The 26,924-nt window shown below is 71.1% G+C and carries 27 protein-coding genes and 3 pseudogenes; 13 read left to right on the top strand and 17 right to left on the bottom strand.

The window, feature by feature from the left end; genetic code table 11:
- Positions 1–34: 34 nt before the first annotated feature.
- The 4 genes from ACF08D_RS21285 to ACF08D_RS21300 are packed head-to-tail and all read right to left on the bottom strand — an operon-like array spanning position 35 to position 3,982.
- Positions 35–901: a glycosyltransferase family 2 protein gene (locus ACF08D_RS21285; RefSeq protein WP_392224309.1), complete on the bottom strand. Its 867-nt coding sequence runs from the start codon at positions 899–901 to the stop codon at positions 35–37.
- Entirely contained in the window at positions 901–2,130 is a 1,230-nt protein-coding gene (locus ACF08D_RS21290) for a hypothetical protein (protein ID WP_392224310.1), read from the bottom strand. Before ACF08D_RS21290 ends, ACF08D_RS21285 begins: the two co-directional genes overlap by 1 nt.
- The gene (locus ACF08D_RS21295; RefSeq protein ID WP_392224311.1) at positions 2,127–2,831 is read right to left on the bottom strand and encodes a hypothetical protein; all 705 of its coding nucleotides are present in this window, start codon (positions 2,829–2,831) and stop codon (positions 2,127–2,129) included. The genes ACF08D_RS21290 and ACF08D_RS21295 overlap by 4 nt, the downstream gene beginning before the upstream one ends.
- Positions 2,828–3,982, bottom strand: a complete 1,155-nt coding sequence (locus ACF08D_RS21300; protein WP_392224312.1) for a glycosyltransferase — start codon at positions 3,980–3,982, stop codon at positions 2,828–2,830. Before ACF08D_RS21300 ends, ACF08D_RS21295 begins: the two co-directional genes overlap by 4 nt.
- Before the next feature lie 146 nt (positions 3,983–4,128).
- On the opposite strand from ACF08D_RS21300, the gene ACF08D_RS21305 reads away from it, so the two are divergent.
- Together ACF08D_RS21305 and ACF08D_RS21310 are read left to right on the top strand one after the other, a co-directional pair.
- The gene (locus ACF08D_RS21305) at positions 4,129–5,103 is read left to right on the top strand and encodes a multiprotein-bridging factor 1 family protein (RefSeq protein ID WP_392224313.1); all 975 of its coding nucleotides are present in this window, start codon (positions 4,129–4,131) and stop codon (positions 5,101–5,103) included.
- A gap of 23 nt (positions 5,104–5,126) precedes the next feature.
- Positions 5,127–5,669, top strand: coding sequence for a peptide deformylase (locus ACF08D_RS21310; protein WP_392224314.1), 543 nt, complete (start codon positions 5,127–5,129; stop codon positions 5,667–5,669).
- Between the two features lie 91 nt (positions 5,670–5,760).
- On the opposite strand, the gene ACF08D_RS21315 is transcribed toward ACF08D_RS21310, so the two are convergent.
- The 5 genes from ACF08D_RS21315 to ACF08D_RS21335 form a co-directional block, all read right to left on the bottom strand.
- Complete coding sequence (locus tag ACF08D_RS21315) at positions 5,761–6,666, bottom strand: DUF6907 domain-containing protein (RefSeq protein ID WP_392224315.1); 906 nt, start codon at positions 6,664–6,666, stop codon at positions 5,761–5,763.
- 293 nt (positions 6,667–6,959) lie between these two features.
- The gene (locus ACF08D_RS21320) at positions 6,960–7,760 is read right to left on the bottom strand and encodes a hypothetical protein (RefSeq protein ID WP_392224316.1); all 801 of its coding nucleotides are present in this window, start codon (positions 7,758–7,760) and stop codon (positions 6,960–6,962) included.
- A gap of 223 nt (positions 7,761–7,983) precedes the next feature.
- Complete coding sequence (locus ACF08D_RS21325; protein ID WP_359849403.1) at positions 7,984–8,439, bottom strand: DUF5615 family PIN-like protein; 456 nt, start codon at positions 8,437–8,439, stop codon at positions 7,984–7,986.
- The gene (locus tag ACF08D_RS21330; RefSeq protein ID WP_359849406.1) at positions 8,436–9,077 is read right to left on the bottom strand and encodes a DUF433 domain-containing protein; all 642 of its coding nucleotides are present in this window, start codon (positions 9,075–9,077) and stop codon (positions 8,436–8,438) included. Before ACF08D_RS21330 ends, ACF08D_RS21325 begins: the two co-directional genes overlap by 4 nt.
- Positions 9,078–9,287: 210 nt before the next feature.
- Positions 9,288–10,754, bottom strand: coding sequence for a hypothetical protein (locus ACF08D_RS21335; RefSeq protein ID WP_392224317.1), 1,467 nt, complete (start codon positions 10,752–10,754; stop codon positions 9,288–9,290).
- A gap of 443 nt (positions 10,755–11,197) precedes the next feature.
- Here ACF08D_RS21335 and ACF08D_RS21340 point away from each other — a divergent pair.
- From ACF08D_RS21340 to ACF08D_RS21355, 4 genes and pseudogenes are all read left to right on the top strand, one after another.
- Positions 11,198–11,444 (top strand): annotated as a pseudogene (locus ACF08D_RS21340) (hypothetical protein).
- Complete coding sequence (locus ACF08D_RS21345) at positions 11,441–11,842, top strand: DNA-binding protein (protein WP_392224318.1); 402 nt, start codon at positions 11,441–11,443, stop codon at positions 11,840–11,842. Before ACF08D_RS21340 ends, ACF08D_RS21345 begins: the two are co-directional and overlap by 4 nt.
- Before the next feature lie 110 nt (positions 11,843–11,952).
- Positions 11,953–12,555 (top strand): TetR/AcrR family transcriptional regulator, encoded by a 603-nt coding sequence (locus tag ACF08D_RS21350; protein ID WP_392224319.1) that lies wholly within the window; start codon positions 11,953–11,955, stop codon positions 12,553–12,555.
- The gene (locus ACF08D_RS21355) at positions 12,552–13,118 is read left to right on the top strand and encodes a hypothetical protein (RefSeq protein ID WP_392224320.1); all 567 of its coding nucleotides are present in this window, start codon (positions 12,552–12,554) and stop codon (positions 13,116–13,118) included. Before ACF08D_RS21350 ends, ACF08D_RS21355 begins: the two co-directional genes overlap by 4 nt.
- 25 nt (positions 13,119–13,143) lie before the next feature.
- Here ACF08D_RS21355 and ACF08D_RS21360 read toward each other — a convergent pair whose 3' ends face one another.
- The 3 genes from ACF08D_RS21360 to ACF08D_RS21370 all read right to left on the bottom strand — a co-directional run bounded on the left by ACF08D_RS21360 (position 13,144) and on the right by ACF08D_RS21370 (position 16,940).
- A complete protein-coding gene (locus ACF08D_RS21360) occupies positions 13,144–14,034 on the bottom strand; it encodes a hypothetical protein (protein WP_392224321.1) in 891 nt (296 codons plus the stop codon).
- Positions 14,035–15,618: an AAA family ATPase gene (locus tag ACF08D_RS21365; RefSeq protein ID WP_392224322.1), complete on the bottom strand. Its 1,584-nt coding sequence runs from the start codon at positions 15,616–15,618 to the stop codon at positions 14,035–14,037.
- A 98-nt stretch (positions 15,619–15,716) separates the two neighbouring features.
- Positions 15,717–16,940, bottom strand: coding sequence for an MFS transporter (locus tag ACF08D_RS21370; protein ID WP_392224323.1), 1,224 nt, complete (start codon positions 16,938–16,940; stop codon positions 15,717–15,719).
- Between the two features lie 165 nt (positions 16,941–17,105).
- Between ACF08D_RS21370 and ACF08D_RS21375 the strand changes: the two genes are divergently transcribed.
- Positions 17,106–17,636: a MarR family winged helix-turn-helix transcriptional regulator gene (locus tag ACF08D_RS21375; RefSeq protein WP_392224324.1), complete on the top strand. Its 531-nt coding sequence runs from the start codon at positions 17,106–17,108 to the stop codon at positions 17,634–17,636.
- 49 nt (positions 17,637–17,685) lie between these two features.
- On the opposite strand, the gene ACF08D_RS21380 is transcribed toward ACF08D_RS21375, so the two are convergent.
- Together ACF08D_RS21380 and ACF08D_RS21385 are read right to left on the bottom strand one after the other, a co-directional pair.
- Positions 17,686–18,069 carry a VOC family protein gene (locus ACF08D_RS21380; protein ID WP_392224325.1) on the bottom strand — a complete coding sequence of 128 codons (384 nt, stop codon included), beginning with the start codon at positions 18,067–18,069 and terminating at the stop codon, positions 17,686–17,688.
- Positions 18,070–18,103: 34 nt separating this feature from the next.
- Complete coding sequence (locus tag ACF08D_RS21385) at positions 18,104–19,051, bottom strand: LysR family transcriptional regulator (RefSeq protein ID WP_392224713.1); 948 nt, start codon at positions 19,049–19,051, stop codon at positions 18,104–18,106.
- Between the two features lie 78 nt (positions 19,052–19,129).
- Here ACF08D_RS21385 and ACF08D_RS21390 point away from each other — a divergent pair.
- Both ACF08D_RS21390 and ACF08D_RS21395 read left to right on the top strand, forming a co-directional pair.
- A pseudogene (locus ACF08D_RS21390) lies at positions 19,130–19,987 on the top strand (EamA family transporter); the annotation flags it as partial.
- A gap of 117 nt (positions 19,988–20,104) precedes the next feature.
- Positions 20,105–20,800, top strand: a pseudogene (locus ACF08D_RS21395) (NAD(P)-dependent oxidoreductase); the annotation flags it as partial.
- A 37-nt stretch (positions 20,801–20,837) separates the two neighbouring features.
- Here the strand turns inward: ACF08D_RS21395 and ACF08D_RS21400 are convergent.
- Together ACF08D_RS21400 and ACF08D_RS21405 are read right to left on the bottom strand one after the other, a co-directional pair.
- The gene (locus ACF08D_RS21400) at positions 20,838–22,241 is read right to left on the bottom strand and encodes a phospholipase D-like domain-containing protein (protein WP_392224326.1); all 1,404 of its coding nucleotides are present in this window, start codon (positions 22,239–22,241) and stop codon (positions 20,838–20,840) included.
- A 66-nt stretch (positions 22,242–22,307) separates the two neighbouring features.
- Positions 22,308–23,372: a DMT family transporter gene (locus ACF08D_RS21405; RefSeq protein WP_392224327.1), complete on the bottom strand. Its 1,065-nt coding sequence runs from the start codon at positions 23,370–23,372 to the stop codon at positions 22,308–22,310.
- Positions 23,373–23,595: 223 nt separating this feature from the next.
- Here ACF08D_RS21405 and ACF08D_RS21410 point away from each other — a divergent pair, with 223 nt between their 5' ends.
- Positions 23,596–24,342, top strand: a complete 747-nt coding sequence (locus tag ACF08D_RS21410) for a DUF2470 domain-containing protein (protein ID WP_392224328.1) — start codon at positions 23,596–23,598, stop codon at positions 24,340–24,342.
- 157 nt (positions 24,343–24,499) lie between these two features.
- Here the strand turns inward: ACF08D_RS21410 and ACF08D_RS21415 are convergent, their stop codons facing one another.
- A complete protein-coding gene (locus ACF08D_RS21415; protein WP_392224714.1) occupies positions 24,500–25,714 on the bottom strand; it encodes a cytochrome P450 in 1,215 nt (404 codons plus the stop codon).
- Here ACF08D_RS21415 and ACF08D_RS21420 point away from each other — a divergent pair.
- The 3 genes from ACF08D_RS21420 (at position 25,709) to ACF08D_RS21430 (ending at position 26,895) form a co-directional block, all read left to right on the top strand.
- Positions 25,709–25,858, top strand: coding sequence for a hypothetical protein (locus ACF08D_RS21420; RefSeq protein WP_392224329.1), 150 nt, complete (start codon positions 25,709–25,711; stop codon positions 25,856–25,858). The genes ACF08D_RS21415 and ACF08D_RS21420 overlap by 6 nt on opposite strands.
- Positions 25,859–25,975: 117 nt before the next feature.
- Positions 25,976–26,425 (top strand): lamin tail domain-containing protein, encoded by a 450-nt coding sequence (locus ACF08D_RS21425; RefSeq protein ID WP_392224330.1) that lies wholly within the window; start codon positions 25,976–25,978, stop codon positions 26,423–26,425.
- 56 nt (positions 26,426–26,481) lie between these two features.
- Positions 26,482–26,895, top strand: a complete 414-nt coding sequence (locus tag ACF08D_RS21430; RefSeq protein ID WP_392224331.1) for a hypothetical protein — start codon at positions 26,482–26,484, stop codon at positions 26,893–26,895.
- The last annotated feature ends 29 nt before the right edge of the window (positions 26,896–26,924 follow it).

Here is a 26,924-nt window from a genome sequence, read left to right on the forward strand (position 1 = left end):
GCGACATGGTGTCCGCGAGCGCGAGTGCTGCCTGTCAATCCTGGCCGCTGTGAGCGTGGGGACGCCAGGTGGTGAAGATGTTGCGGGCCTCGGAGGGCCAGCCGAAGGGCATCCGGTCCAGGCTGACCCGGCGGAAGGCGAACCGCGGATCGCTGGTGTTGATCACGCCTCCGTGCTGGCCGACGTGGGCCAGCAGGCGGCCCGCCTCGTCGCGGACGGCCGGGGTGTGTTGCTGCCAGGTGCCGGAGGTGAAGTGCTCCACCCGGCGGCGGAGGTCGTCGAGAACGCCCGAGCGCCACTTGAAATGGTGAACCGCACAGATGCAGTCCGCGTTCGGCCGGTGGCCGGGGGAGCGGTGGTTGCCGGAGGAGACGGTGGCGTCGTGGCGGGCGAGGACGATCTTTCTCGGGTCGCCGTGCAGGAGCCGGTGGGTGAGGTGGCCGCCGAGAGGATAGGCCAGGTCGAGGCCGTCCTCGGGCCTCCAGCCGGTCAGGCGTCCACTGGCGGCGACGCGGTCGAGCATCAGCCCGCCGACCACCCGGTGTCCGGTCTTCTCGGCCTGGGCGATCACCTCGTGGAGCGGCGCGGGGTACTGCTGGAACTCGTCAGCATCGGCGAGCAGGTGCCAGCCGGGACCGGCCTGGTGTCGCAGGGAGTCGCGGAGCTGGGTGTTGGTGTGCTCGTGCCAGGGGCCGGTGCTGGTGCCGGTGGGGATGATGCCGAGTTCGCGGCAGGCGGTCTGGAGCTCGTGCCGCTGGGTGTCGGGGACGTGGTCGGGGAAATGGAAGGCGATCAGGAACCGCTCGACGCCGAGCCACCGGTAGTGGCGGACCCAGGCGGCCAGCAGGGCAGGCTCGATGGGGCCGATGACGGCGATCAGGGCGGGAGGCGTGCTCAGCATCAGGACTCCTTGGCCGTGAGCGTGGTGAAGGTTCGGGTGAGGAAGTCGGCTTGCTCGGCGGCCGTCCACAACCCGACCAGGCCGGGTGCCTCGGAGCCCGGCGGCTTGGGCGGCTGGCAGATGACGGCGTGCAGGGCAGCGGCGAGACCGTCCGGGTCGCCGGCGGTGAACGTCAGGGACCAGGGTTGGCCGCGCAGACGGCCGGTGAGGACGGGGTCGTGGTCGGAGACGATGAGGGGGACGCCGAGGCGGACGGCGTCCATCACAAGCCCGGATTCCTTGCCGACTGCGGGGCGGCGGGCGACCAGGGCAGCGTCGGCGGCGCCGTAGACCAGCCGCAGCACGCTTTCCGCGACGGGACCGGGCACGGTGTGCAGACGAAGGTAGGGCTGGGCCCGCCACCGCTCGAGTACGGCTTCGTCGAGCGGATCGCCCGCCACCACCAGGTGCAGGGGCTCCTTCAGCCGCACCAGGGCGGCGTCGATGACGTCGATGTCCTTGTAAGGCCACCAGCCGCCCACTAGACACACCGCGGCTTCGGCGGCGGGAATGCCGAACGCCGTCCGGCCGCCGTCGCGTTCAGCGTCGGTCAGGCGGCGGCCGTCGTCGACCGCGAAGGCTCGCACCACTGCTGGCAGGCGAGGGAAGGCCGCGGCGAACTGATCGCCGACGGCCTGAGTCGGGTACACCGCGATCACCCGTTGCTCGCCCCGGCGAGCGAGCCGGCCAAGCAGCCTCACGACGGCGTTCTCGGTGGTCACGGCCTCGTGGACGAACCGAAGGTGCGGCTGGCCGCCGAGGAGGGCGGCGGCCCCGTGCAGGGCATCGCTCGCGGTGAGGATCACCACTGCGTCGGCGCCGGGCTCCAGGCGGCGGGCGGACCGCAAGGCGGATGCCTCGGTCAGGCAGCGGGCGATCAATGTGATCTGGTGCGGCAGCCGCCGCAGGCGGCGGGGCCAGCGGCGCGACCGGAAGAACCGCTGCCCGGCGGCCGACAGCCCGGCTGCGAGCCGGGCGGCGGCCAGCAGCACGGCCGCCCGCCGCACGGCCGGCACGGTCGCCAGCCGGGCCCCCGCCTCGCGCAGGGCCGCCACCGCGTCTCGGGCGAGTCCGCGCGGGGCGATGACCAGGCTGCCGGGACGGGCTTGGGCGAGGGCCACCAGCGTGCGCTGATGGTGCCCGCCCAGGCGGTTCGCGTACGGCTCGATGAGCACGAGCGGGCCGGTCATCCGGAGACCGCCTGGTCACCGTGGGCGGCGGTGAACCTCTTCCGCAGCCAGATGGGACTGTTGAGGTGATCGAACTGCTGCGGATCGCGCGGGGTCTGGCGGGCGAAGGTGACGCCTTCACGGGCTCCGGCTGCGGCGTAGACGGCGAACTCGCCGCTGCGGCTGAGCGTCCATGCCTCGACGCGCTTATGGGCGTCGACGTCGGTCATGCCGTACTCGCTGCCGCGCGAAAGCATCGCACACTCGCGGAAACCGGCCTTCCAGGCGTGGAAGGGGCTCTGGTTGAACCTGGTGATCCCGGCGGTCTCCTGGGCGAACTCGATGCGTCCCGGCAGAGCGGCCAGCACGTCTACGGCCTCGCCCATCTCCCGCAGGGCACTGCGACGGATCAGCTTCAGCCCGCCGTTGCCGTAGGTCAGGCCGTTGACCGGGTTGACCGCCCGCCACACCCGCATGGAGATGCCCTCGTCCAGCGGCTCGACAGCGGCCACATCGAAGTCGGTGTCGATGGCGAAGTCGCCGTCGGCGAGGAAGAACTGCTCGCGCTCGACGACCTCGGCACACAACCGGTAGGCCCGGCGCATCCCGTGCACACCGTGCAGCCGCTTGACCGTGCCGCCGAGCGTCCGCTGGAGACGGGAGTGCAGGGAGTTGGCCATCGGCTCGTCGTACGACAGGAAGACGGCATCGAAGCTGGTCACGAGATCGCCTCCAAGTAGCGGGCAGCGACCAGGGCGGGGGTGAAGGCGGCGGTGGAGGCGTGGGCGCGCTTTGCGTGGACGGCATGGAACTCGTCGTCCGTGGCCAGGCGCTCGGCCAGGGCGACGGCCTCGGCCGGGGTAGCGAAGCACAGCTCGGGGTCGATGTGCTCGGCGAGCCAGCCCAGACGCGGGGCGATGACCGGCAGGCCCATGCCCTGGCAGTCGATCACGCTCATCGACCAGGGGCAGCCCTGCCGGAAGGGGGCGATGCCGAAGCGGGCACCGGTCAGCAGGTTCTTGTAGCGGACCCTGTCGCCGCGATCGGAGACGACTTGGACGTGCGGCAGCTCGGCGAGCTGGTCCCGCATCCTCTCGGGGCTGTCGTCCAGGCCCTTGCGCTCCGCCCGGCGCCGGCCGAACAGGTCCATGACCCGAAGCCGTACCGTGCCGGATGCGACCAGGCCGCGGGCGAGGTCCACGAACTGCCCGGTGCCGTAGTGCGCGTACAGCCGATGGTTGTAGACACCGATCGCCGTGCCGGAGGCGGGCCGGGTGGTGGCTGGGTCGCGAACCAGGCGTTCGTCGCGCGGGGCGGGTACCACCCGCAGCTTCTCGCCGAGGTCTACGGTCATCCGGGCGGCGGCGGCCGATACCCAGGAGGCAGCCGTGGCGGAGTGGGCCATCACGCGGTCGCAGGCGGCGAGGCCGGCGGCGAACGCGAGCAGCACCGGCCGCCCGAGCCCCGCGTCGTTCAGGGACGGGTCGAGCATGAGCTGGCCGCCGCCGGTGAAGGAGAACGGCAGGTAGTGGCAGTACCCGGCCAGCAGCGCGTTCGATCCGGCCTCCAGCAGGGCCGTACGGATAGCCGGGGCCTCCTCGACCTGGTTGACCACCACCACATCCGGCTTCTCGGCCCGGATCAGCGCCACCAGCTCGTCGATGTCCGCCGAGAACCGGGCCCGGTACTTCGTCCCCGGCACCTTGATCTGGTGGAAGCCGCACCGGGCATCCCCGGCCGCAGCCGGGGCCGCAACGGTCACCTCGGCCCCGGCGTCGGCCAGGGCCGGGGCGAGCAGGTCCGCGAAGATCCACCCCGAATCCGCGGACAGCCGGTCGGGGTTGGAGATGTTCAGCAGGTACAGCACGCGCATGATGCGTCGCCTCCCTCATCCGCCCGGGGGTCGATCCGGGCCGCTGAGGGAAGCAAAACGGCGACGCAGGCCGTGACGGGATGGTGAACTTGGATCACTCACGGTTCATTCATGCTCACCAACAAGTGACGCGGGGCGGGGCTTCGATGGACGCGCACAGCGAAGAGATCACCGTCGAGCAGGCGGCCGAGGACTTCGCGGCCGAGGTCGCGCGGTGGCGGGACGTACGCGGCATGTCCAAGCGGGCATTAGCGCTGGCCATGGGCTTTGACCCGTCGTACGTCAGCCACATGGAGTCCGGCCGCCACAAGCCCAGCGAGGAGTTTGCCCGGCTTGCCGAAGAGACGCTGAACGCCGGGAAGGCGATCTGGCGGCGCTGGTGCGACTACGAGCAGGCCCGAACGAGATCCCGGCGCCCGGCCGTGGCCCCGCCGCCCCCGCGCAGGCCCGAGCAGCCGTACGCCACCGGCTCCGCGCTTGTCGTTGAACACGACGCCGCCCGGCTCCAGTACGACGGACGCTCGTACCGGCTCACGATGCGGCGGCTGCTGCGGAACACCGGCGAGGAACCCGTGACCCGTTACCTGATCCGCATCTCCGTCGACCGCTACCCCGGGGACCCGGAGCAGTCCAACGCGCACTACCGGGCCCATCCGCTGACCTGGGACGAACTCGACCTCACAGCCACCTGCCGGGGCGAGATGATGCGGTGGCAGGCCAAGCACGACCGTGACGCCTTCAAGGAGGTCTGGCTGCTGTTCGAAAACGAGCACGGCCGCTTCCCGCTCTACCCGGGCGAATCGGTGTGGATCGAGTACGCGTACACCGTCGGTGACGAGAAGTGGGGGAACTGGTTCCAGCGGGCCGTGCGCCTGCCCACCGAACAACTGGAAGTCCAGCTTGCCTTCCCTGCCGCCCTTGATCCGGTTGTGTGGGGCACTGAGACCTCCATGACCGCCGAAGCCTCCCCGCTGCGGACCCCTCCCGTCCTCAGCGATGACGGTGAACTACGGCAATTCACATGGATCACGACCACCCCCGCACTCCACGCTCGGTACCGTCTTGAGTGGAGGTTCAGGGCACGACCCGAACACAACGCGGAGCAAGGGGACTTCAGGTGATTGAGGCGCGGCCCAGCCAGCAGATGCGAGACCTTGGAGTCGTCCAGCTCGGCGCCGGCATTCTCGCCGACCCAGCCCGCGCGTTCACCCTGCCCGCCGAGCGCGGCGAGGCCGAGCGCATCACCGACGAGCTCTTCGCCGCGATGGAGCGGATCGGTCAGGTGCACCCCTTCGCCAAAGGCATGGGCATCGCCGCCCCGCAGATCGGCATCGGTCGTGCCGCCGCCGTCGTCCAGCCGCCCGGTGATGCCCCGGCGATCACCCTGCTCAACCCGCGGATCACTGACCGCTCCGACGACGCGGACGAGCAGTACGAGGGCTGCCTGAGCTTCTTCGACGTCCGCGGCCTCGTCCCCCGCCCCCTGCAGATCACCGTCGAGACCACGAACCTGACCGGCGAAACCGTGACCACCGTGTACGAGCGCGGCCTCGCCCGCCTCATCCACCACGAGATCGACCACCTCGACGGGCTGCTGTACACCGCCCGCATGAGGGCCGGGGTCGACCCGATCCCCGTGGAGGAGTACCGCCAGTCAGGCCGCGCCTGGGTGTACGACGGCGTGTGACCGCCCGGCGTCTCTTGCCGCCAGGGCTGCTACCGGCACGGCCAAGCCTGCTCCGGCGGGCAGGGGCCTGCCCGCCGGACCGGGGTGGCTTTCAGGCCGCGATTCGCTTGCAGGCTTCCGCCCAGGCTGCTCGGTCACCGCTGACGAACAGGGAGGAATCGCCTTCCCACAATTCCCTTCGATGCCGGTCTGTCGCGCCGGCCAGCAAGTTCCTGACCGTCTGCTCCCGTAGCTCCTCTGACAGTCCCGCGGGAACGCAGACCCACAGCTTGCCGCCGCCGGGACTGCTGTCTCCCACCGCGTACCCCGTAGAGCGAGGGTCGAGCCGCGGGTCTTCGACCACGTTCGCCCCCATGTGAGCCGTCACCGTTTCGAACAATGGCAGGGCGTCCGGGGTGGCGCACTCTTCCGCTACCGAGATGAGCTCACCGAGGTCGGCTCGGAGCTGCCTGGCCTCGGTCAGCGACAGGTACCCGAACCCGCCGCCGTTACCGTCGATGGTGAGAGCAAGGGCGGGAAGGCGCCCGTACGCCAGCTGTTCCAGGTGTACTTCCACACGTTCAGGCAGGATCGCCCCGTCTGGGCCCTTCTCCGGATGTTGCAGGCTCAGCTCTACGGAGCGTTCCTCCCCGCAGTGGTAGCGGTCCTGCAGACAGTCCGAGCCGTGCCCTTCCGCTCGGTACTTGCACCAAGCAGGGCAGGGGGCGGTGATCTCCACCGGGTGGCTTGGGGCCGGGTCGCCGATGGGAGCGCTCGTCAAGTCCGTGCCGGCGAGTACAGCCGCATAGCGGTGCTGCAGAGCATGCAGGACGACGGTGTACTCCTCCAGCTCTCGGATGACCGACCCCAGCTGCGCGAGGTCCAGCTCGCACCAGCTTCCCGACGTCCCGAACCAGATCTCCGGTCGATGCCCATCGGCCTCGTCGTCGCGCAGAGGCGCGATGAACGCGGAGAGCGCCGCCGCACCGCTAGGACCACTGGGTCCAGTCCACTGCACCTCGGCCGGGCACCTGGCAGCGGGTGGCGGTGGGGCTGCCGTCGGGATCGAGGGCGCCGGCCCAGGACAGAACGCCGGAGACGTCCTTACAAGGCCCCCGACGGCGGAGCATGCTTCGCCGACGGCTCGAGCTGGATCCACCTTCTTCAATGCCGAGGTAGGCAGCTCCGGCGGCGGCACGAACGCGGCGAGGTTCAACAGCAACGGCACCATCACCGGCGCGTACAACATCCTGTCCGACGCCAACGACCTTGCTCTACTCATCCCGCATGGCCCGCTCTGACATGGGTGCCCTATGAGCATCTGAACGGAGAGCTGATCCCTGCCGGTCCTGTTAAGTCCCCTCTCTGTGCCGGCGGGCTGAGCAGTGGAAAGTCACAGTCTTGGGGGCGGCGGCCGAACCGCTGAACTGTCAGCGCCGCCAACAGCGCAGGCCCTGGCCCCCTAACAGGCCGACGTTGTCTGCCGATGTAGAGGATTCCTTCTGCATCCGCTTGGCTCTCCGCCACATCCCCCTCGGCGATCAGTGCCACATTGAAACCCCACAAGTCCGCCCTCAGCCCACTGGGGAGCCGGGAATCCACCCAGGCAAGCGGGCATCGTCTGCCTGCCTCGTCATAGCCGAAGGCGATGACGGCGCCCACCTCTCCAGGCAAGGGATAGGCGCTTTCCGGAATGTCCTCAGCGACCCCGCCCAGCGGTTCAGCGACGAAGGACCGCAGGACAGCGATCACCTCCTCGTCATCGCGCCAGCCGTCCTTGGGCTCCCACTGACTTCCGGCGTACAGCGCCCTGATGTCCGTCGCACGGAACCTGGACGTCCGTCTATCCGAGCCGACAGCCTCAGCGAGGTACGAGAACAGCAGGTCACGAACCAAGCGGTTCCGCTCGACCGGTGGCAGACCACTCTGCACAGCGATCCACCTGCCATCCGTCTTCCGGAACGGGAAGGCGGAGGAGCCCTGGGGAAGCTCCAGCTCGACCACCCCGACCTCCATGACCTCGGTCAGTACCTCCACTGGCAGCGCCCAGAGATCGTGCGCTCGAAGAAGGCTCCAGTCCGGGCCGCACTCAGCATCCGTCAGGCCAGGCATCGTCACACCTCCCGAAGGACGATTTGCCTCATATAGTCATGTTCACCCACTTGAAGATCGAAGTCTGTACCTCAAACGCCACATTCTTTGATCTTGGGGAGTCCACCGCGCCTCACCGTGCGGCGCGCTTAGAGGACTTCCGGGGAGGCACAGCAAGTGCCTGGAGCCTCCGTCGGCAGTGCTGGCAGCTCATAGGGCGATGAGCTTCATACGAAGCCCTGGCCTAGGCAGCTGCGGGCCAGTGCTTTGGCGGCGTCGCAGCAGGGTCGGTCATGCGCAGGCGACTGTTGCGCTGCGGGTCTACGGAGGTGAGGAAGACCAGCCTCTGCCCCTCCGCCTTGGCGAGATCGTCCAGGGCATGAGGCAGAGCCGCGCACACCGTCGCTATGGCTGTCCCGAGACCGACGAGACCACCGTGCTTGTGGTTCGTCCGGTACTCGATGCGATGGAGGCCGGACTCGGCGATCGCCCGAACCTCCAGCGGCCGACTGAGCTGTTTGCCGTCGTTGGTGATGATGGCCTGGAAGCCCTCGACCTTGGCTTTGCCGTACAGCTCGATATCCTTGGTGCCGGCCCATCCGTCCAGGTCGTAGACGTGCAGCACTTCGTGCGCTGCCAGAAGAGTCCGCACGATCCCCGCCATGGGGCGCGGCACGTTCTCATCGAGCAGCAGCTTCAAGCGGCGACCTGCCGCGGCGCGCTGTCGGTGTAGCTGTCGACGTAGTCGCTGAAGTCGAGCGCGTCCCGGGCCGCGTCAGCGCTGACGCCAGGGTAGAAGTCCGTGATGCGCTCGGGCTCGATGCCGTCGCGTACCAGTGCGGCGACCTCCGCAGCGGGCACGCGCGTCCCCTGGATCACCGGCTCCCCTCCGCGTACGGCGGGCTCGACGGTCAAGTGCTGCCTCGGGTGCAGCAATGCAGGGATGTGGCGTCCGTCCTGGTAGAACGGCGCCAGCACGTCGACGAGCTGGTGGATGACGTAGTTGCCACCCCTGAGGAGATCTGTTGCCTGGCCGTGTTCGGCGAGGTAGATGGTGTCCCGGTCCGTAACCAGGGCGTACGAAGAGAGGTGCTCTCGCTCGCCGAGGTCCTCCCGGAGAGTACTCAGAGCCTTGCGGATCTTCTGGAGCGAAGTCTCCTGACGCAGGCGTACGCAAGCACGCAGCGCCACGACGTCTCGGAACGAGTAGAGGATGGGACGTGCGTCGGACACCTCGGGCACGAGCACGGCCCCGTTCTTGCCTGCCCGGCGCCAATGAGAGAGCTGGCGCATAGTGGCCCCAGAGAGCGCGGCGGCGAGCTTCGGTTCGTACGACACCCACGCCTCCTTCCGCCCCCTCGGATACGAGCCGAACGTATCCCATTGTCCCGAGGGCCCGCCAGAAATGAAGGGCCAGCCCTATGGGAACGTCTGGTCTGGCTGTCGGACGTTGGCCCGAACCTGAGCGGGACCTCACGGTTACTACCGCCGAACAGGGCAGCAGCAGCGTTCGAAGGGCTCCACCTCGGACGGCTGACTCCAGCATGATCACTTGCGGGTCTGGCCACGCATCACGTCGAGCACATCACCCGGCGACAGCCTGTCACGGTACAAAAGCACCCAGGCAACAGCGCCGACCACGGCAACGATCTGGGTGGACGCTGCGGCCGAAAGTTCCGTCAAGCCCGCTGTGATGGCAGCGCCAGTCATGGCCACGCCGAGGATGACCAATCGCACCCATTCCCTGTCAACCGCAGGCTCTACGCCCTCGACATCCGCGCGATCGAGCAAGGCCAGCGTGTTGCCGCTCGCATACCGTTCAGCAATCGTCAGCAGCACACGCGCCATTTCCTCGAAGACTTGGCCCGTGTTGTCGTCGATGTTCTGCCGCGCCTCTAGCCGCCGGATTACCCCCACGACCTCGGCCGCGTGCTTCCGGTAGTCCCGCCGAAGCGCACCGCGTACCGGACCGTGCCTAACCTTCCATGCCGACCACACGACCCTCTCAGCCCCGGCAAGGTCCACGCGAGGAACATAAAGGGTGCTACGAGTTTGCGTAACGGTCTGGAAGTAGCGCCGCGCCGAGCCCACACGGGCAAGACAGTCAATCAAGACCGCAACCGGCCGGGTACGACTGGCCACCCCTGGGCGCAGACTCAACAGCGACCGTAGCCACCACCCACGGGGAAGGGGGTCAACGAAGCCTGGGTCGCGCCTATGGCCGTCCCGCGCTGGACCAGGGCGCCTACCGAGAACGCTCATCCCGGCCCTCAGTGCAAGGAGTAGCACGAGGGCGAGAACAAGTCCGGATATCGCGGTAACCACCTCGGCAGTCCGGCCTTCCGGAGCTGCGAGGGCTGGAAGATACTGAGCGGCTTTCCCCCAGATCGCCTCCGCGAACGCCCGGAAGCTCGCCACTACCGTCACAACGGCTCCCGGCGTCTCGGCGGTGTCGGCGACCGGCCGGGCCGGCCCCCACAAGCCGCCGCTAGGCGCCCACCACGGAACGGGAGCATGCTCACTCTCCGCCCATGTACGGGACGCCCATTTGGTGGCGGCATCGACAAGTCCCCCGAGGTTGAGCAACACCAGCAGCAGGATGTACGCCTTGAAGATGTAGGCGCCGGCGGCCAGCGGGGCGGCCTGATGCCACGAGCGCAGAACTGTGCGCATTTGCCGACTGGCGGGGAACAGGCTGTCGGCATCCCGGCCGAAACCCCGCCGTGCCCAGACTAGATGCTGCGCAGCGCGGCGCCTGCTCCGACGGAGGTAGGCGCCGCCCAGGGTCTGCCTGTACACGCGCAGGCACACACCAAGCAGGAGATGTCCCACGCCTTCGGCAATAGCGGCTATCCGCTCAAGGATCCACCGAAGCCGCAGTACATCGCGAGGATCCACCTGCATCGATAGCGCCCAGATGAAAACGCCCAGCAGCAAGGGCCAGAAGACCACTCTCAACACGGTCAAGACCGCATCGAGGACCGCTACCAGGGCTGACCACAGAAGTTCGAGCACTCTGGCAGTCTCGCCGACAACACTGACAGCCTTGCCCCAGACGACGAGACCGCTTACGCTCCGCCGCCCCGCACCCTCGGCTCAAAGCTAATCAGCGCGACCACTTGCCGCTACAGCCGGTCGGCAGCAGCGTGCCATAACGTGCCAGTAGAGGCGGTGCACAGCGGTCAACAGGGCGTCGACCCAAGGCAGCACCGATGAGGTGCCTAACTCGCGTTTCCGCAGGTCGAAGGCCAGATTCATGATCAAGTGCCGGGTGATTCCCAAGCTCAGAGCGCGGGTTCGATTCCCGTCACCCGCTCCAAAGTGAAGCCCCAGGCCATCGGCCCGGGGCTTTGTTGTTGCCCGGACCACGCAAGGCGTCGCGCACCAGATCCGCACCAGCCGCCGGGCATAGGAGCCGATCACGGACCACTGCACACATACTCCGGCATGCTTCGAGCATGGCGTCGACGACTCGCATCACCGTCTCACTGCCCACCGACCAGGTGGCGGAGCTCCGCAAGCTCACGGACAACGTGGTCGGCTATGTGGCGGAAGCCGTGGCCCGCCAGATCCGGCACCAGCTCCTGGGCAGCCACCTCCGCCGCCACGAGGAGGAGCGCGGACCCTTCAGCGACGAGGAACTCGCCGAGGCGCGCGAAGATCTTTGGTTCCACCGACTCCTTCAAGGGCGCGGATGCCGCGTGAGCGAGCGTATCGAGACCGTCGTGCTGGACTCGGAAGGGCTGTCTGCCTGGATCGCGCAGGTCCGCGAGCTCCTCGCCATGCTGCAGGTGTTCCACGACATGGGAGCCGACCTTGTCATCGGGGCGAACACCATCGTGGACGTCAGCCACTCCCGAACCCGCATGCCTCGCCTGAACTGGGCTCTGTCCCGAATCAAGGCGGAGCCGGTCACCGAACAAGCGGCGAAAGCGGCAGCTGAACTCCTCAAGAACGCCGGACTGCACGGGCGCAAGCACGCCATCGACGCCACGGTCGCCGAGGTCGCTCTTCGCCAGCCGAAACCCGTCGCCGTGCTGACGTCCGACCGTGACGACATGGCCAAACTCTGCGGCAGCCAGATCCGCATCATTCCTCTTTGACCCGCCAACTCCCCTCGCCGGCTCAGGGAAAGGGTCCGGTGGTGGTTGACGCGGGCATGCGGGTGACTCATGATGACTGACCAGTCAGTCATTTATGGGGAGCTGATGGAATGGCACGGAAAGTCGACTCGGAGGCCCGCCGGGACATGATCCTGCGTGCCGCCGTGCGGGTCTTCGCCCGGCAGGGCTTCGCCGCGACGCGGGTGGACGATGTCGCCAAGGAGGCGGGTGTCGCGAAGGGCAGCGTCTACCTGTACTTCGACAGCAGGGACGCCCTGCTGTCGGCTGCGTTCGAGGCGTACGGGGCCGCTTCGCGGGCGGTGATCCAGCTGGCTCGTACCGGCACGGGGGACGCACTGGAGCGGATCGCCTCGCTGGTGCGGTCGGTGGTGGGGATGGTCTCGGCCGAGCCGGAGCTCGCCCGGATCCTCGTCGACCTGTGGGCCGCGGGCCGGCAGGGCGACGCCTCCGCGGTCGACATCGCGGCCGTCTACCGCGACCACCGCGCGGTGATCGCCGAACTCCTCGCCGAAGCCGAGGCTCAGGGGGTCCTCCGCGCCGGGGTGGGCGAAGGCCACGCGGCCGTCGTCGTCGGGGCGATCGAGGGCTGCCTCGTGCAGTGGATCGTCGATCCGGCGCTGCCGATCACGGAACTGGCCACGCCCATTGTCGAGATGTGCGTCGAGGGACTGCGCCGCCGGGAGGGGGCATGAGGGCCACCGGGCCCATGACGGCCGTCCGGTGGCTCGACGCGCAGCTGGTGGCGCCGCAGGCCGACCGGGGTGAGCGGATCGTCTGCTACGCGGGTGCGCTGGCCGGCACCGTGTTCGCCGTGACCCTCGCTCTGCACTCCCGGTACGCGGTGCTGCCGTTGACCGTGGTCGCCGTGGTGGCCTTCGACCTCTTCGGCGGCACGGTCGTCAACGCGACCCGGTCGGCCAAGCGCCGCTTCCACCGACCCGGGCGTACGGCTCGGCACCACTTCGCCTTCGTGGCGGTCCACGTCCAGCCGTTCGCCCTGGCCCTGCTCGTTCCGGGGTTCGGGTGGGCGGCCGCCGGTGTCGTCTACGGGGTCACGCTCGGCGGAGCGGCAGTCGTCCTGGCCGCCCCGCCCGACCTGCGGCGGCCGGTCGCGTTCGCCGCCGCCGCGCTGGCGATCACCGCGGCATCGACCATGGCGGAGATCCCCCGCGAACTGGCCTGGTTCGCACCCGTTCTGGTGATCAAGCTGCTGCTGGCCCACCTGCTCCCCGAGGACGAGGCCGCGTCCGGCTGACGGACTCGGCCGCGTACGCCCTTCGTCAGTTCCAGGGCTCCTGCCAGCCGCCGTTCACGTACCACGCGCTGTCGGCGAGGCCCCGGTACAGGGCGGCCTTCCAGGAGTTGGGGCCCTCGACCGTGGCTTTGATCTCGGCGGTCTCGTGGAGGTGCGCGCGCAGGTCCCCGGGGGCCAAGGGGTGCTTGGACAGGGTCAGGCCGAGTGCCTGAAGCTCGTAGCCGATCTGCGCGTTGTAGAGCCCCGGCAGGTCCAGCGCGTCGAAGTGGTGATGGGCTCGCGCGGCGAGGGCGGGCGGCATGTCCGGTGGCGGGTCGACGCGGAAGATCACCGACGGCTTCGGGGGCTCTGTGATCCGGGCGAACAGCCACAGGTGCTCATGCACCTTCCCGTCGAAGTAGGGGTGCAGTGTCTGGTCACCCGCGTGCGCGGGGGCCCGCTCCTTCTTCTGGTGGTTGCACCGGGAGCACGCCGGGACGAGGTTGACGGGGACGACGGACAGCAGCGGGAAGGTGTCCTTCGGCAGCTGGTGATCGAGGGTGTCCGCGGCGCCGTGCCCGCACAGGGCGCACAGTCCCTTGCAGCTGCCGCGGAGCTTCTCGTAGACGGTGCGTGCCTGCTCGGTCCCGCCCACCATGCGGTTGACGTAGGTCTTCTTCAGCTCCTCGTTGGCGCCGCCCTTCGTCTTCGCGGCCTTGGCGGCCTTGACGGCCGCCTCGCCGTCCGGCTGGTGCTTGAGGTGAGTGAGCGTGTGCTGTGCCTGCTGTGCTGCGGCGGTCTCATACGCGACGGCGGCCTCGACGACCGTCTTCCGCAGCCCCTTCAGGGTCTTGTGGACGGTGGCGGAGCGCACTGTGGCCGTGCAGATGTCGTACACGGCGCCGGTGTCCAGGGCGGGCTTGTCCATCGGGATCACTCAGTCACCTCGCTCGTCCCACCCGGCGGTGCGGCTGTCGCGCTCGGCGATCAGCGAACGGGCGATGATGCGGGCCTCGCCGCCCAGGCGGCCCCGGAAGTGTTCGAGGACTTCGGGGTACGAGAGGCCCTCGCGGACGGTGCGGCTCAGATCGCGGTGGAAGCCCGCGTCGGTGACTTCCAGGCCGAAGACCTCATGGGTCAGGACGCCGACGTTCTCCCCGAAGGTCTCGATCGCGGGCCGGTGCGCGGTGAACCGGTCACCGTGGCGGAGCAGCTTCCAGACGCAGTCGGCGGGCACCTCCTGAAGAACCACCGGTGAGTGCGTGGCGACGATCGCGAGCCCGTTGCGGTCGGTCAGGAGGTCCGAGAGGGCCCGGACGAAGGCCGCCAGCATCGGGGGGTGCAGGTGGGTCTCCGGCTCGTCGATGAGGACCAGGGTGCGTTCCCCGACGTTCTCCACGAGCGAGGTCATGGTCAGCAGGACGACCTTGTGGCCCGAGCTGAGCGAGCTGAACAGGCGGCGGGCCACGGTGCGACGGCGGGCGACGGAGCTGATCGCGGTGTACGAGTCCAGCCATCCCTCGGGCAGCAGACCACTGCCGGAGTACGACAGGGTCCGCAGCGCGGCCGTCCAGCGCTCGTGCAGCTCAGGGGTGCCGAGGCAGACGTCGAGGCTGTCGGCGAACTCCTTCTTGAGCCGGGACCGTGTCTTCATCTGCACCGTCTGTCCTGGGACGGACGGCCAGCACAGTCCCACGTACGCCGTGGGGAAGTCCTCCGCGTCCTCGGGCAGTCCGGGTGGTGTGTCGAAGGCGCTGAAGGAGACCCGTACCAGGTTGGCGAAGGAGCGGCCCGGCATGACGGCGGAGGGGGAAGGGGGCGCGTCCGGTCCCCCGGCCGTGTCCGCCTCGTAGATCCAGCCCACGTCTTCGGGGTCGGCCTCCGGGTCGGCCACCGCCCGCGACAGTCGCTGCAGCAGCACGGACTTGCCCGCGCCATTGCGCCCGGTGACCACATGGATGTTGGACGGCGGCTTCTGGCCCGGGACGACCCGGAAGCCGAGCGTCATCCGGTCACCGTCGTCGGGCGCGGGGGAGGCGTAGCCGATGTCGAACGAGGTGCGGCGCACTCCGCCTCGGGCTATGCGCCGGAACTGCCGCTCGACCGTGTGCGTCCTGAGCGATCGCAGCAGGGAGACGCGGGTGACGGCCAGGTCCTGCACCGAGGCGAAGATGCGCTCGTCCAGCGCCATGTCCTGCAGCCCGCGCAGTACGGCCTCGGACGTACCGCCGGCGAGTTCGTTGAGCCTCTCGTAGTACGTGTCGTCCTGGCCGACGGAGAAGTACTCGTCCGACAGCGCCCGGAACGAGGGCGGCAGTTGAACGACGGTCTCGCCGGCCTCCCCCATGTCGAACGAGGCGATCTTCACATTGCCGATGTCGTGGCGTCCCCGGCCGTCGATCACCTGGAGGCGGAACATGGTGCGCCAGCCGAAGTCGTCCCAGGCATCCCTGATCAGTACGGCGAGCGGTCGGGGAGCCGGCGGGACCCGGTCGGCCCGGTCGAGCACGACGAACCTCACACCGCCCCCTTTGTGTCTTCCGCTGCCGCTCCCCGGCGTGGGCGGCAGCCCCATCCTATGAGCCCGTCCGGCTGATCACCGGCGGATCGGCCGCGGGGTCAGGGGAGGAACAGGTGGGCTGCCAGGGCCGGGCCCAGGGCGCCGCCGAGTTGGTAGCAGAGGACGAAGAGGCCGATGGCTGCCGGGCGTTGGGCGGGCGGGGTGTGCCGGGTGGCGTGGAGCGACAGGACCGCGTTGGCGGCCGTGGCGGTGAGGACCGCCGCCGAGGCCGCGGCCAGGAGGGTGGGGCCCGAGGGGGCGAGGAAGGCGGTGAGGGGGGCCGCCGCGCCGAGGGTGACCAGGAGGGCCAGCACCGGGCGGTGGCCCAGGCGGGCGGCGGAGGCGGTGAGGAGCCAGGAGAGCGCCGAGCCGGCCAGGAGGGCGGCCAGTTGGCCCGTGCCGACGGTGGCGGGCGTCCAGTCCGTGTGGCGGCGCGCCAGCTCGGGGAGGGCGAACAGCAGGACGAAGTACGAGGTGGAGAAGGCGAAGGCCAGCGCGGCGGACGTGGTGAACCGGCGGGAGCGCGGGAGGGCGGCCGGGACGAAGCCGTCCGGGTGGCGGCGGACGTGGAGCGCCAGCGGGAGCACGGCGGCGAGGGCGGCCGGGACGCCCACGGCGGGGGCCGTGGGGATCAGCACCAGGGCCGTGACCAGCGCGACGACGAGCCCGGCGCCGGTGGCGTCGAACCGCGGGCCGCCCGCGGCGTCCGCCCGTACGGCGCCGGCCGTGTGGCGCCAGACCGCCGGCACCGCGAGGAGCGCCGGCGCCGAGAGGGCGAGCGAGGCCCGCCAGCCGACGCCCTGCGCGAGGGCGGAGCCGAGCAGCGGGCCCAGGGCGCCCATCACCCCGAACCCGGCGGTGATGGTGCCCATGCGGCGGGTGGTCCCGGCGAGGTTCATGGCGACGGCGACCAGCCCGGCGCCGCCCAGCGCCTGGGCGGCGCGGCCGAGCAGGGCCAGGGGCAGCCACGGCGCGCTCGCGACGAGCACCGTGCCGGCCGCCACCGCGACCGTGCTCGTCGTCAGCGCCACGCGCAGCCCCCGGTGGCGTACGAGCGCGGCGAGCAGGGGCGTGCCGACCGTCATGGCCCAGGCGAAGGCGGTGACCAGCCAGGTCGCGCCGGACGTGCTGACGCCCAGGGAGCGGGATATGTCGGGCAGGATCAGGACGGGCGCGTTGGCGCCGGTGGCGACGGGCGCGGCCAGGAGCGCCAGCCACAGGGCCGGGAGCCGGCGGGGCCGGGGTGGGGCGGCGGGGCGGGATGCGGGCACGGTGACGGACATGACGACCCCCGATTCGGTCGGTGCGACGCTTCATTCAAGGTTGACTATTTCAACGTTGAGAGATCAGAGAAGCAGGGGAAGTGCTTCAACGTCAAGTGATTCAGCGTTGAGATATTCTGGGTGCCGCCCGCTGGTCGCGGGGGGTCGGGAAGGCAGGGCAGGGGCATGAGCGAAGCGCAGGAGAACGGCGGCACCGACGCCGTGGACCGCATCATCGAGCAGTGGACGCGCGAGCGCCCCGACCTCGCCGACGACCTGTGGCCCGTCCAGGTGCTCGGCCGGCTCCAGCGGCTGGGCGTCGCACTCGACAAGGAGTTCCGGTCGTTCGCCGCCAAACGCGGCCTCGAACTGGGCGAGTTCGACGTCCTGACCACGCTGCAGCGCTCAGGGCCGCCGTACGAGCTGACCGCGGGCGCCTTCCGCCGTGCGGCCATGGTGACCTCGGGCGCCATCACCAACCGTATCGACCGCATGGAGGCCAAGGGCCTCGTCGAGCGGGTACGGGACACGGTGGACCGGCGCTCGGTGCGGATCCGGCTCACCGAGCACGGGCACGAGGTCACCCGCGCCTACATGGCTGACCACCTCGCCAACGAGGCGCGGATGCTGGAACCGTTCGACCGGGAGGAGTGCGAGGCCCTCGCCGATGGGCTGCGCCGCCTGCTGATCCGGCTCGGCGACACCTCGATCAGCTGAGGGGTGACACCGGGGGTGACACCGGGATGAAGGGGCGTCTGACGGGGCGTCAGACGGGGCGGATCCGGGTGCGCAGCAGGCAGAACTCGTTGCCCTCCGGGTCGGCCAGGACGTGCCAGCTCTCCTCGCCCGTCTGACCGACGTCGGCGGGCGTGGCGCCCAGCGCCAGGAGGCGCCGCAGCTCGGCGTCCTGGTCCCGGTCCGTGGGGCTCACGTCGAGGTGGAGGGGCAGCTTCCCGGCGCGCGGGGCGTCGCTGGGGCTGAGGACCAGCGTCGGCAGCGGGCCGCCGAAACCGGTGTCCGGCGGGCCGATCTCGATGCTCCCGTCGTCCTCGCGGCCCACCTCGACATAGCCCAGGACCTCGCTCCAGAAGGCCGCCAGCCGGGCGGGGTCGGCGGCGTCGATGACCAGCTCACTGATGCGGCATGCCATGCCAGGGAGTCTACGGAGTTCCGCTCGCGGGCGGCTACGGAGAGCCGCTCGCGGCCGTACGGGCGGTGGCTGTACGGGCGGTGGCTGTACCGACGTCTGCTGTACGGACACCGAGGACCTGGAGCATGGCCCGGGTGGCGGGGCTCGGGTTGAAGCGGCTCCAGACCAGGCACTCGATCCTGCGCGGGCCGTCCGCCACCGGGACCAGGGCCAGGGCCGGGTCGCCCGCGGCCACCGGGCGCACGAACGCCGACGGCAGCAGGGCCACGCCCAGGCCGCGGGCGACCAGCCGGGTGATCAGCTCCGCCACGCCCGCCTCGTACGCGACGTCCCGGACCAGCCCGGCCGCGGCGAACGCCTTGTCGGACTGGGCGCGGCCGGGGGTGCCCCGGGTGAAGTCGACGAACGTCTCACCCGCGACGTCCCGGAGCGTGACCCGCCGGGCACCCGCCAGGCGGTGGGCCGCCGGGACCACCAGGACGTGGTGGTCGTGGTCCAGCACCACGGTCTCCACGCCGGACGGACGCTCGTCGTCCGGCAGGCCCAGGAAGGCGATGTCCAGGTCACCGCTCCGGACCGCCGCGGCCAGCTCGTCGCTGCCGCCCGCCCGCAGCAGCACCCGGACGTCCGGATGGCGGGCGCGGTAGCGCTGGAGCAGTTCGGGTACGTCCACGGCGGCCGTCGTGACGATGACCCCCACCGCCAGCCGGCCGCGCACCACCCCGGCCGCCGCGGCGGCGTCGGCGGCGGCGCGTTCCGCCGCGGCGAGGCACTCCCGCGCCCTCACCAGGAACGCCGCTCCCGCACTGGTCGGTTCCGTGCGGCGGCTGGTCCGGGCGAACAGCCGGACGCCCAGCTCCCGTTCCAGGCCCGCTATCCGGTGGCTGAGCGTCGACTGCCCCACCGAGCAACGCTCCGCCGCCCGCGTGAAGTTGCCGGTCTCGGCGAGAGCGACGACATAGCGCATCTGCTGAAGGTCCACCCCGGGATCGTTTCCGTTCATGGGTGCCATGGCAAGGATGCGTTGGATTCATGAGCGCCGGGACGGAGACTTCCGCGCATGTCTCCCGTCCGCGTCCGCACGGTCGCCCTCACCGCGCTCGCCCCCGCCGCGTGGGGCACCACCTACGCCGTCACCACCGAACTCCTGTCGGCAGGGCACCCGTTGTCCGCCGGGCTGCTGCGCGCGCTGCCCGCCGGGCTGGTCGCGCTCGCCCTCACGAGGACCCTGCCGCGCGGGGCGTGGTGGTGGCGGGCCGCCGTGCTCGGCGTACTCAACATCGGCGCGCTGTTCCCGCTGCTCTTCCTCGCGGCCGAGCGGCTGCCCGGCGGGGTCGCCGCCACGCTGGGCGCCGCCCAGCCCCTGATGGTCGCCGGGCTGGCCGCCGCGGTGGTACGGGAACGCCCCACCGCCTGGCGGCTCGCCTGGAGCGTGGCCGGCGTCGTGGGCGTCGGGTTCGTGGTGCTCGGGCCCGGGGCGCGGTTCGACCTGGTCGGGGTGGTCGCCGGGCTCGGCGGCACCGCGGGCATGGCCGCCGGGATCGTCCTCACCAAGCGCTGGGGCCGGCCGGACGGGGTCGGGCCGCTGACCCTGGCGGGCTGGCAACTGACCGCGGGCGGGCTGTTCCTGCTGCCCCTCGCCCTCGCCGCGGAAGGGCTGCCGGAGCGGATCGACGCCGGGGCCGCCGCCGGATACCTGTGGCTCGGCAGCGCGGGCGGCCTCGTCGCGTACACCCTGTGGTTCCGCGGGATCGGACGGCTGCCCGTCGGCGCCTCCGCGCCCCTGGTCCTGCTGTCCCCGCTCGTCGCCACCGCCATCGGGATCGCGCTCGGTGAGACGCTCGGCCCGGTGGGCGCCGCCGGCTGCGTCCTCGCCCTCGCGGCCCTGCTCGCCGCGCAGTTCCCGTCCCCGGTCCGGAAGTCCCCCGTCCGGGAGTCACCCGTGCACCAATCCCCTGTCCACAAGTCCCTTGTCCGTACGAGAAGAGGAGAAGCCATGTCGCGTGAGACGTCTGCGCTGACGATCGCCGTGCTCGGCGCCACCGGAATGGTCGGCCGCCGGGTGGCCGCCGAGGCCCGGGCCCGGGGACACCACGTCCTCGCCCTGTCCCGCACCCCGGCGGGCGGCGAGCAGGGCATCACCCCCGTCGCGGTCGACGCCGCCGACGCCCGCGCCCTGCGGGACGCGCTGGTCGCGCACGCCCCCGACCGGGTCGTCGTGGCCCTGCGCACCGAGCCGGTCGACCGGGACTTCCTCGTCGGCGCCACCCGCACGGTCCTGGACGTCGCCAATGAGCTGGGCGTACGCGTCCTGGTGGTCGGCGGCGCCGGGGTGCTCCGCAGCCCGGGCGCGCCCGGCGTACGCGTCGCCGACGACCCCGCGTACGTACCGGATCATGTGCGCCCCGTCGCCGTCGCCGGGGTGGCGCAGTGGGAGGCGTGCCGGGAGCGGGGCGGCGACGGGTGGGTGTACCTGTGCCCGCCGGCCCTGCTGGAACCGGGCGAGCGCACCGGCCACTACCGGCGCGGTACCGACACGCTGCTCACCGACGCCGAGGGCCGCTCCTTCATCAGCGCGGAGGACCTGGCCGTCGCGGTGGTCGACGAGCTGGAGTCACCGGGCGCCGACCGGTTGATGACGGTGGCGTACGGGGGCGGGGGCGGGGGCGTGGATTCCCCGGCGGCGGAGCCCGCGCCGGAGTCCGCGGCGGAGCCCGCGCCGGCGCAGTGACCGGCGCGGGCGGTGACGGCGATTCCGGCCGCTGGGGCTACGGCTGGGGCTGCGGCAGCGGGGCCGGCTGGGGCTGGGCGTCGGCCGCGGCGCGCTGCGCCCAGAAGTTGTACCGGTAGCTGTCGTACACCGACGGGGTGTGCGGCACGTCCCCGGCGGCGGAGTCGTCCCACTTGAGCAGCGCCTCGTCGTTGGTCGTCAGCGCCGACTTGGTGTACGGGTGGCTGCCGGTGAAGACGATCTTCTGGTCGGCCTTGCCGTTGTACGTCCCCTCGACCAGCGCGTACTTGCTGTGCGTCGACGTGAGCGTGTCCGACCACGTGTCGCTGTTCAGCTGGTGCAGTGTGACGCCGCTGCCTTCGAGGGTGGCCCGGGCCTCGTCGCTCATGGTGCGGTACACCACGTCCACGTAGCACCCGGCGGTGTCCAGCGCCGCGAGGGCCTGCGCGACCTCGTTCCGGGTGACCCCGTGGATCGCGACCCGGACCACGGTGTGGCCGCCCTTGGTGCCGTAGCCCGCGGAGTTGCCGCGGCAGGGGCCCGTCTGTCCGGGGACGGGGTTGTCCACGGTCTTGAGGATGTTGACGATCACGTCCTCGGAGCGGGGGAAGAAGTACGCCTTGGCCCGGCCCGCCTGGGTGTCGAGCCGGACGTCCGACATCACCTTCGTCCGGTCCGCCTGCGCGGCCGCCTGGAGCTCGAAGTACCCCTGATAGGCGCGGTAGAGGGTCTGGTTCCCCACCACCCTGAGCGCGTCGTTCCAGGCGTACTTGGCGTCCCAGGTCGTCATGTTGGCCGAGGTCTGCACGACCACGTCCTTCACGGGGACGGTGCCGGTGCCGGTGGTCTCCGAGAACAGGTAGAACTTGTTGTGGTTCACCCCTCCCCAGTCGTCCGTCTCGTTGGGGTCCTTCGCCAGGCACGCCTGGGAGTCGATGTCCTGGTCATTGGGGTCGGCCGGGTTCCGCGGGGTGAAGGGGCACATGCGGAGCCAGGAGTCGTTGCCCTTGCCCGTGGGCTCCGCGAGCGCGGCGGCGAGGTGGGTGAAGACGTTCTTGCTCTCCCAGTACCTGCTGCTCTCGCTGTCCAGGATCAGCTGGACGTTCACCCCGCGCTCGTGCGCCGCCACCAGGCTGTCCCGCAGCTTGTGGGTCGTGCCGCCGGGCTCGTTGCTCCCGCCCAGGACGTACGCGGAGATCTTGATGTCCGATCCGGGCGTCGCGCCGTCGACGAGGGCGACGAGGTGGTCGCGTATCGCGTACTGCTTCGCCGTGTCCGTGGGGTCGTTCCACACGGCGCCGGTCTGCATGGCCGCCGCCCCGGCCCGGGGGGCGGGCGTGCCGTCGTCCGCCGCGAGCGCGGGCAGCGGCGCAGAGGCGCCGAGGAGCGTGAGAACGGCTGCTGTCGTGGTCGCCAGCCGGCGAGGTTCGATCTTCGTCACGCTGTGCAGACCCGCAGGTGGGGGGTGTGGTTGTACGGATGCCCGGAGTCCGGATCGGGGGACGGTTTACGGTACGGCGGCCTCGTCCCGTACGGGAGCGTCGTTCCGTACGGGGGCGCCCTCCCGTACGGCGGCCTCGTCCCGTACGGGAGCGTCCTCCCGTACGGGGGCGTCGTTCCGTACGGGAGCGTCCTCCCGTGCCGGGGCATCGGCCCGTACCGGGGCCTTACGTGCGGCGGGGTCGGCGGCCGTACGGCCCCATGCCGTGCCCGCGAGGATCAGCACCACGCCCAGCAGGCCCAGCGGCCCCGGCCGGTCGCCGGCCAGGGCGATGCCGACGACGGCCGCCCACACCGGTTCCGTACCGAGCAGCAGGCTGACCCGCGACGGCGAGGTGCGGCGTACGGCCCACATCTGCACGAAGAAGGCGAACAGCGTGCAGAACACCGACAGGTACAGCAGCCACGCCCAGTCGGCGGCGCCGAATCCGGCGGCGGCGGCCCACGGGGTCGCGCCCGTGCCGGGGACGGCGCACAGCACGGCGAAGACCAGCACCGCGCCGCCCAGCTGGACGGTCGTCAGCGACATGGCGTCCGCGCCGCGCACCGACCGCATCCGTGACATCGCGAGGACGTGCACGGTACGGGCGAGGGCCGCGCCCAGCATCAGCAGGTCGCCCAGCGACGGTTCGCTGAAGCCCGCGCCCTGCGTCAGCAGCACCACGCCCAGGACGGAGAGCCCGGCCGCCGCGACGAACGGCCGCGGCAGACGGGTGCCGTTCAGCCGGCTCTCCGCGACCGGGGTGAGGACCATGGTGAGGCTGATGATCAGCCCTGCGTTGGTCGCGGAGGTGTGCACGACCCCGTACGTCTCCAGTACGAAGATCGCCGCCAGGATCAGGCCGAGGAGACCGGCTCCGCGCAGCTGCGGGCCGTTCAGCGCGCGGAGCCGGCGCCACCCGGTCACGACGAGGACGGGCAGCACGACGGCGAACCGCAACACCAGGACCGCCAGCACCGTCTGACCCGTGGTGACGCCCTTGGCGGCGAGGTAGCTGGAGCCCCAGACCACGGCGACCAGCAGGACGGGCAGGTCGGTCAGCCAGGCACGGCGGGCCGCGGTGACGGTCACAGGGGCTCCTGGGGTGGTCGCGTAGGGCGGGAGTGGTGGGGTGGGCGGGCACAGCGTAGTGGCCGGGGCGGGCCCGGCCGGATGGGCGCCGGATGCCGGACACCGCCCGGATCCGGACGTCGGCGTCGTGGCCGGGTGGCGAGATCGCGCCGGTGCGGTGGCGCGGGACGCCCCTCCTCCGCTAGGTTAGGCAAGCCTTACCTAAGAGCGATGAGGAGCACTGATGAGTCGTCGCGCCGATGCCCGGCCGTCCGAGCCGTCCCCCGCGGAGCGGGTGCGGTCCGTGCTGTCCGCCGCGCGTTCCCTGACGGTGACCACGGACGGGTACAGCTGCGATCTGGCCGGCGCCCACTCCCTCGACGCGCGCGGCAGACTCACCCTCCGCCTCCCCGACTACTGCCGCCTCGCCGCCGCCGTGGCCTGCGCGCCGCGGGGCGACCTCGCCGCCATGCTCCAGTTCACCGACGTGACGCCGACGTCCGTACGGGACCGGGTCCGGGCACGGGTGACGCTCTCCGGGTGGCTCACCCACGAGGACGGGGCACGCGGCACGGAGGACGGTCTCGTCCTGCGGCTGGACCCGGTGCGGGCGACGCTCGACACGGGGGACGGCGCGTACGGCGTCGGCCTGGACGAGCTGGTGCTCGCCGAGGCCGACCCGCTGGCCGGCCACGAGGCGGCGTTGCTCCTGCACCTGACGGACGACCACCCCGACGCGGTCGCGCACCTCACGCGGCTGGTCGAGCCGCGCCACCTGCACGGGGTGCGGCGCGTGGTGCCGGTGGGCATCGACCGGTACGGGGTGACGCTGCGGCTCGAGCACGCCCGCGCCCACGCCGACGTACGGCTGCCGTTCCGGGCGCCGTTGCGCCGGGCGGCCGACTTCGGCGACCGTATCCAGGCGCTGCTCGCCGCCGCCCACGCCTGCCCGCGCAGGCGCCGCAGCCACAGTCAGTACACGCGGCCGTGACGCCGTCCGGGGAGTTGTACGGGACGCAGTCCGGGGCGCCGCCCGAGGTGCCGCCCGAGGTGCCGGACGGGCGGCCCGGCGCGTCGGCGTACGGTCCGCCCGGCGGCCGGGACGTCGTCGCGGCGATCATCCGCGCCGCCCCGCTCGCCGCCGCCGTCTACACGCCGCCGAGCCGCACCGGCAGCGAACGGTGCCCGTTGGAGATGAACGACTCCACGGGGCTCAACTCCGCCGGTGGGACGGCCAGTTCCATGTCCGGGAACCGTTCGAAGAGCGCGGGCAGCGCGATACGGGCCTCCATGCGGCCGAGCGGCGCGCCCAGGCAGTAGTGGACGCCGTGCCCGAAGGCCAGGTGCTCCTTGTCGAGCCGGGTCACGTCGAAGCGGTCGGCGTCCTTCCCGTACCGCGCGGGGTCGCGGCCCGCCGCGGCGTATGCGACGAGGATCGCGTCGCCCCGCCGGAGGACGAGGCCGTCGTCCAGGGCGATGTCCTCGACGGCGTACCGCAGCGGAAGGCTGGCCACGGGCGCGTCGGAGCGCAGCGTCTCCTCCACGACGTCGTCCCACGACGCGCGCCCTGCCCGCACATGGGCGAGCTGCTCGGGGTGGGTGAGCAGGGCGTGAATGGCGTTGTCGATGAGGTTGACGGTGGTCTCGTGCCCGGCGCCGATCATCAGGACCAGGGTGTCGAGCAGTTCCTGCTCGCTGAGCCGGACCGCACTGCCGTCGCCGCCGGCCTCGTCCGCCTCGTGGTCCCGGGCGGCGATGAGGGCGCTGGTCATGTCGTCGCCGGGTGACTTCCGCTTCATGGCGACGAGTTCGCCGAGGACGGCGTAGAGACGGGCGTAGGTGGCGGTGACCTCGCCGGGGTCGGCGGCGGTGTGGAAGATGCTGTCGACCAGGGCGCGCAGCTCGTCCCGCCGGTCGTCGGGCAGCCCGAACAGCTCGCTGATGACCTGGATGGGGAGCGGGTACGCATAGAGCTCGCGCAGGTCGACCACGCCGCCCCGCCGGCCGGCCTCCTCGACCCCGCCCAGCAGCCGCGCGGTGATCTCCTCCACGCGCGGCCGCAGCGCGGCGGTGCGGCGGGCGGTGAACGCCTTGGCGACCAGTGCGCGCAGGCGCCTGTGCTCGCCTCCGTACGCCGTGAACATGTTGCGGACGGCGACCCAGGTGAACAACGGCCAGTCCGGGGCGATGCGGCCCTCGATCCAGGCCGGCCAGTGCCGGCGCGGGTCCTTGGAGACGCGCGGATCGGTGAGCAGCCGCTTGAGCAGGGCCGGTTCGGTGACCGCCCACGCCTCGACCCCGCCGGGGAGCGCGATACGGGTGGCGGGGCCCCGTTCGCGTAAGCGGGCCGCTTCACCGTGGATGTCGCGGCCGGAGGGGTCGATCACCAACGGGTCGATCGCTGCGGTGTCGACCGCTGTGTCGTCGACCGCTGTGTCGTCGATCGCTGCGGCGTCGACCGCTGCGGCGTCGACCGCTGCGGCGTCGACCGCTGTGTCGCTCACTGAGAACTCGTGGTCATGCATCACTGCCTCCGCGAATGAGGCGAAACCGGCCAGTAACCAGATCACCACATGGTGTGCTTTGCCTGCCGTGGAACGCACGGTTCACTTTGGGGAGGACTCTTGAAGGTTCGTTTCGCAGCGTCGGCGGCGGTCGTGGCCACCGCCCTCGCCGGGGGACTGCTCACCGCCGCGCCGGCCGCGCAGGCGGCGGGGGGCGTCAGCATCTACCGGGTGTCGTACAACTCGCCCGGCACGGACAACCGTTCCAACGCGTCGCTGAACGGCGAGTGGGTGCAGCTCTACAACTCCAGCACGTCCGCGATCTCCCTCAGCAACTGGAAGCTGAAGGACCGGGCCGGCTGGACGTACACCTTCAGCGGCACGATCGGCGCCAAGTCGTACGTGAAGGTCCACACCGGCCGCGGCACCAACACGGCGGGGTACCGCTACTGGGGCCGCGCGGCGTACGTGTGGAACAACGACGGCGACACTGCGTACCTGAGCAAGGCGTCGGGCGCGCTTGCCGACTCCTGCTCGTGGGGCGCGAGCGGTTCGTCGAAGTACTGCTGAGCCCTGCACCCGGGGCCCCCGTCAGGGGCCCTCGCGGTGCGGGTACGGTGCCGTGCATGGCGGACCTCTACGAACTCACCGTCTCGCTCGACCTGCGGGACGACCTCTCGGAGCCAGAAGTCAGCGCGGTGCGCGGGCACTTGGGGCTGGGGGCGGGGGCCGTACCGGGAGGCGAGGACGGCCCCGCCCCGCTGCTCGGCCGGCACGGGGCGGCGTACAGGGTGGGCGGTGCCCTCACCGCCGCGCTGGCCCGCCGCCCCTCCGGCGGGTGGGCGCTGACCTCACGCCAGGAGGTCCACCCGGACGAGTTCGACGAGGTCGGCGACGTGCTGGTCTGGCTGGCGGCGCGTGCGGCCGACGGGCACGTGCGCCCCGGTGACCGCGTCGCCCTCGGGTCGATCCGCTTCTACGAGTGCGACCGGCCGGAGCCGCTGGTGGTGGCGGGCGGAAAGGTGGAGTGGCCGTCGTAGCGCCGTGGGCCGGGCGGGCGGGGCCCGGT

This window comes from Streptomyces sp. NPDC015131, assembly GCF_043079975.1.
Taxonomy (GTDB): Bacteria; Actinomycetota; Actinomycetes; order Streptomycetales; family Streptomycetaceae; genus Streptomyces.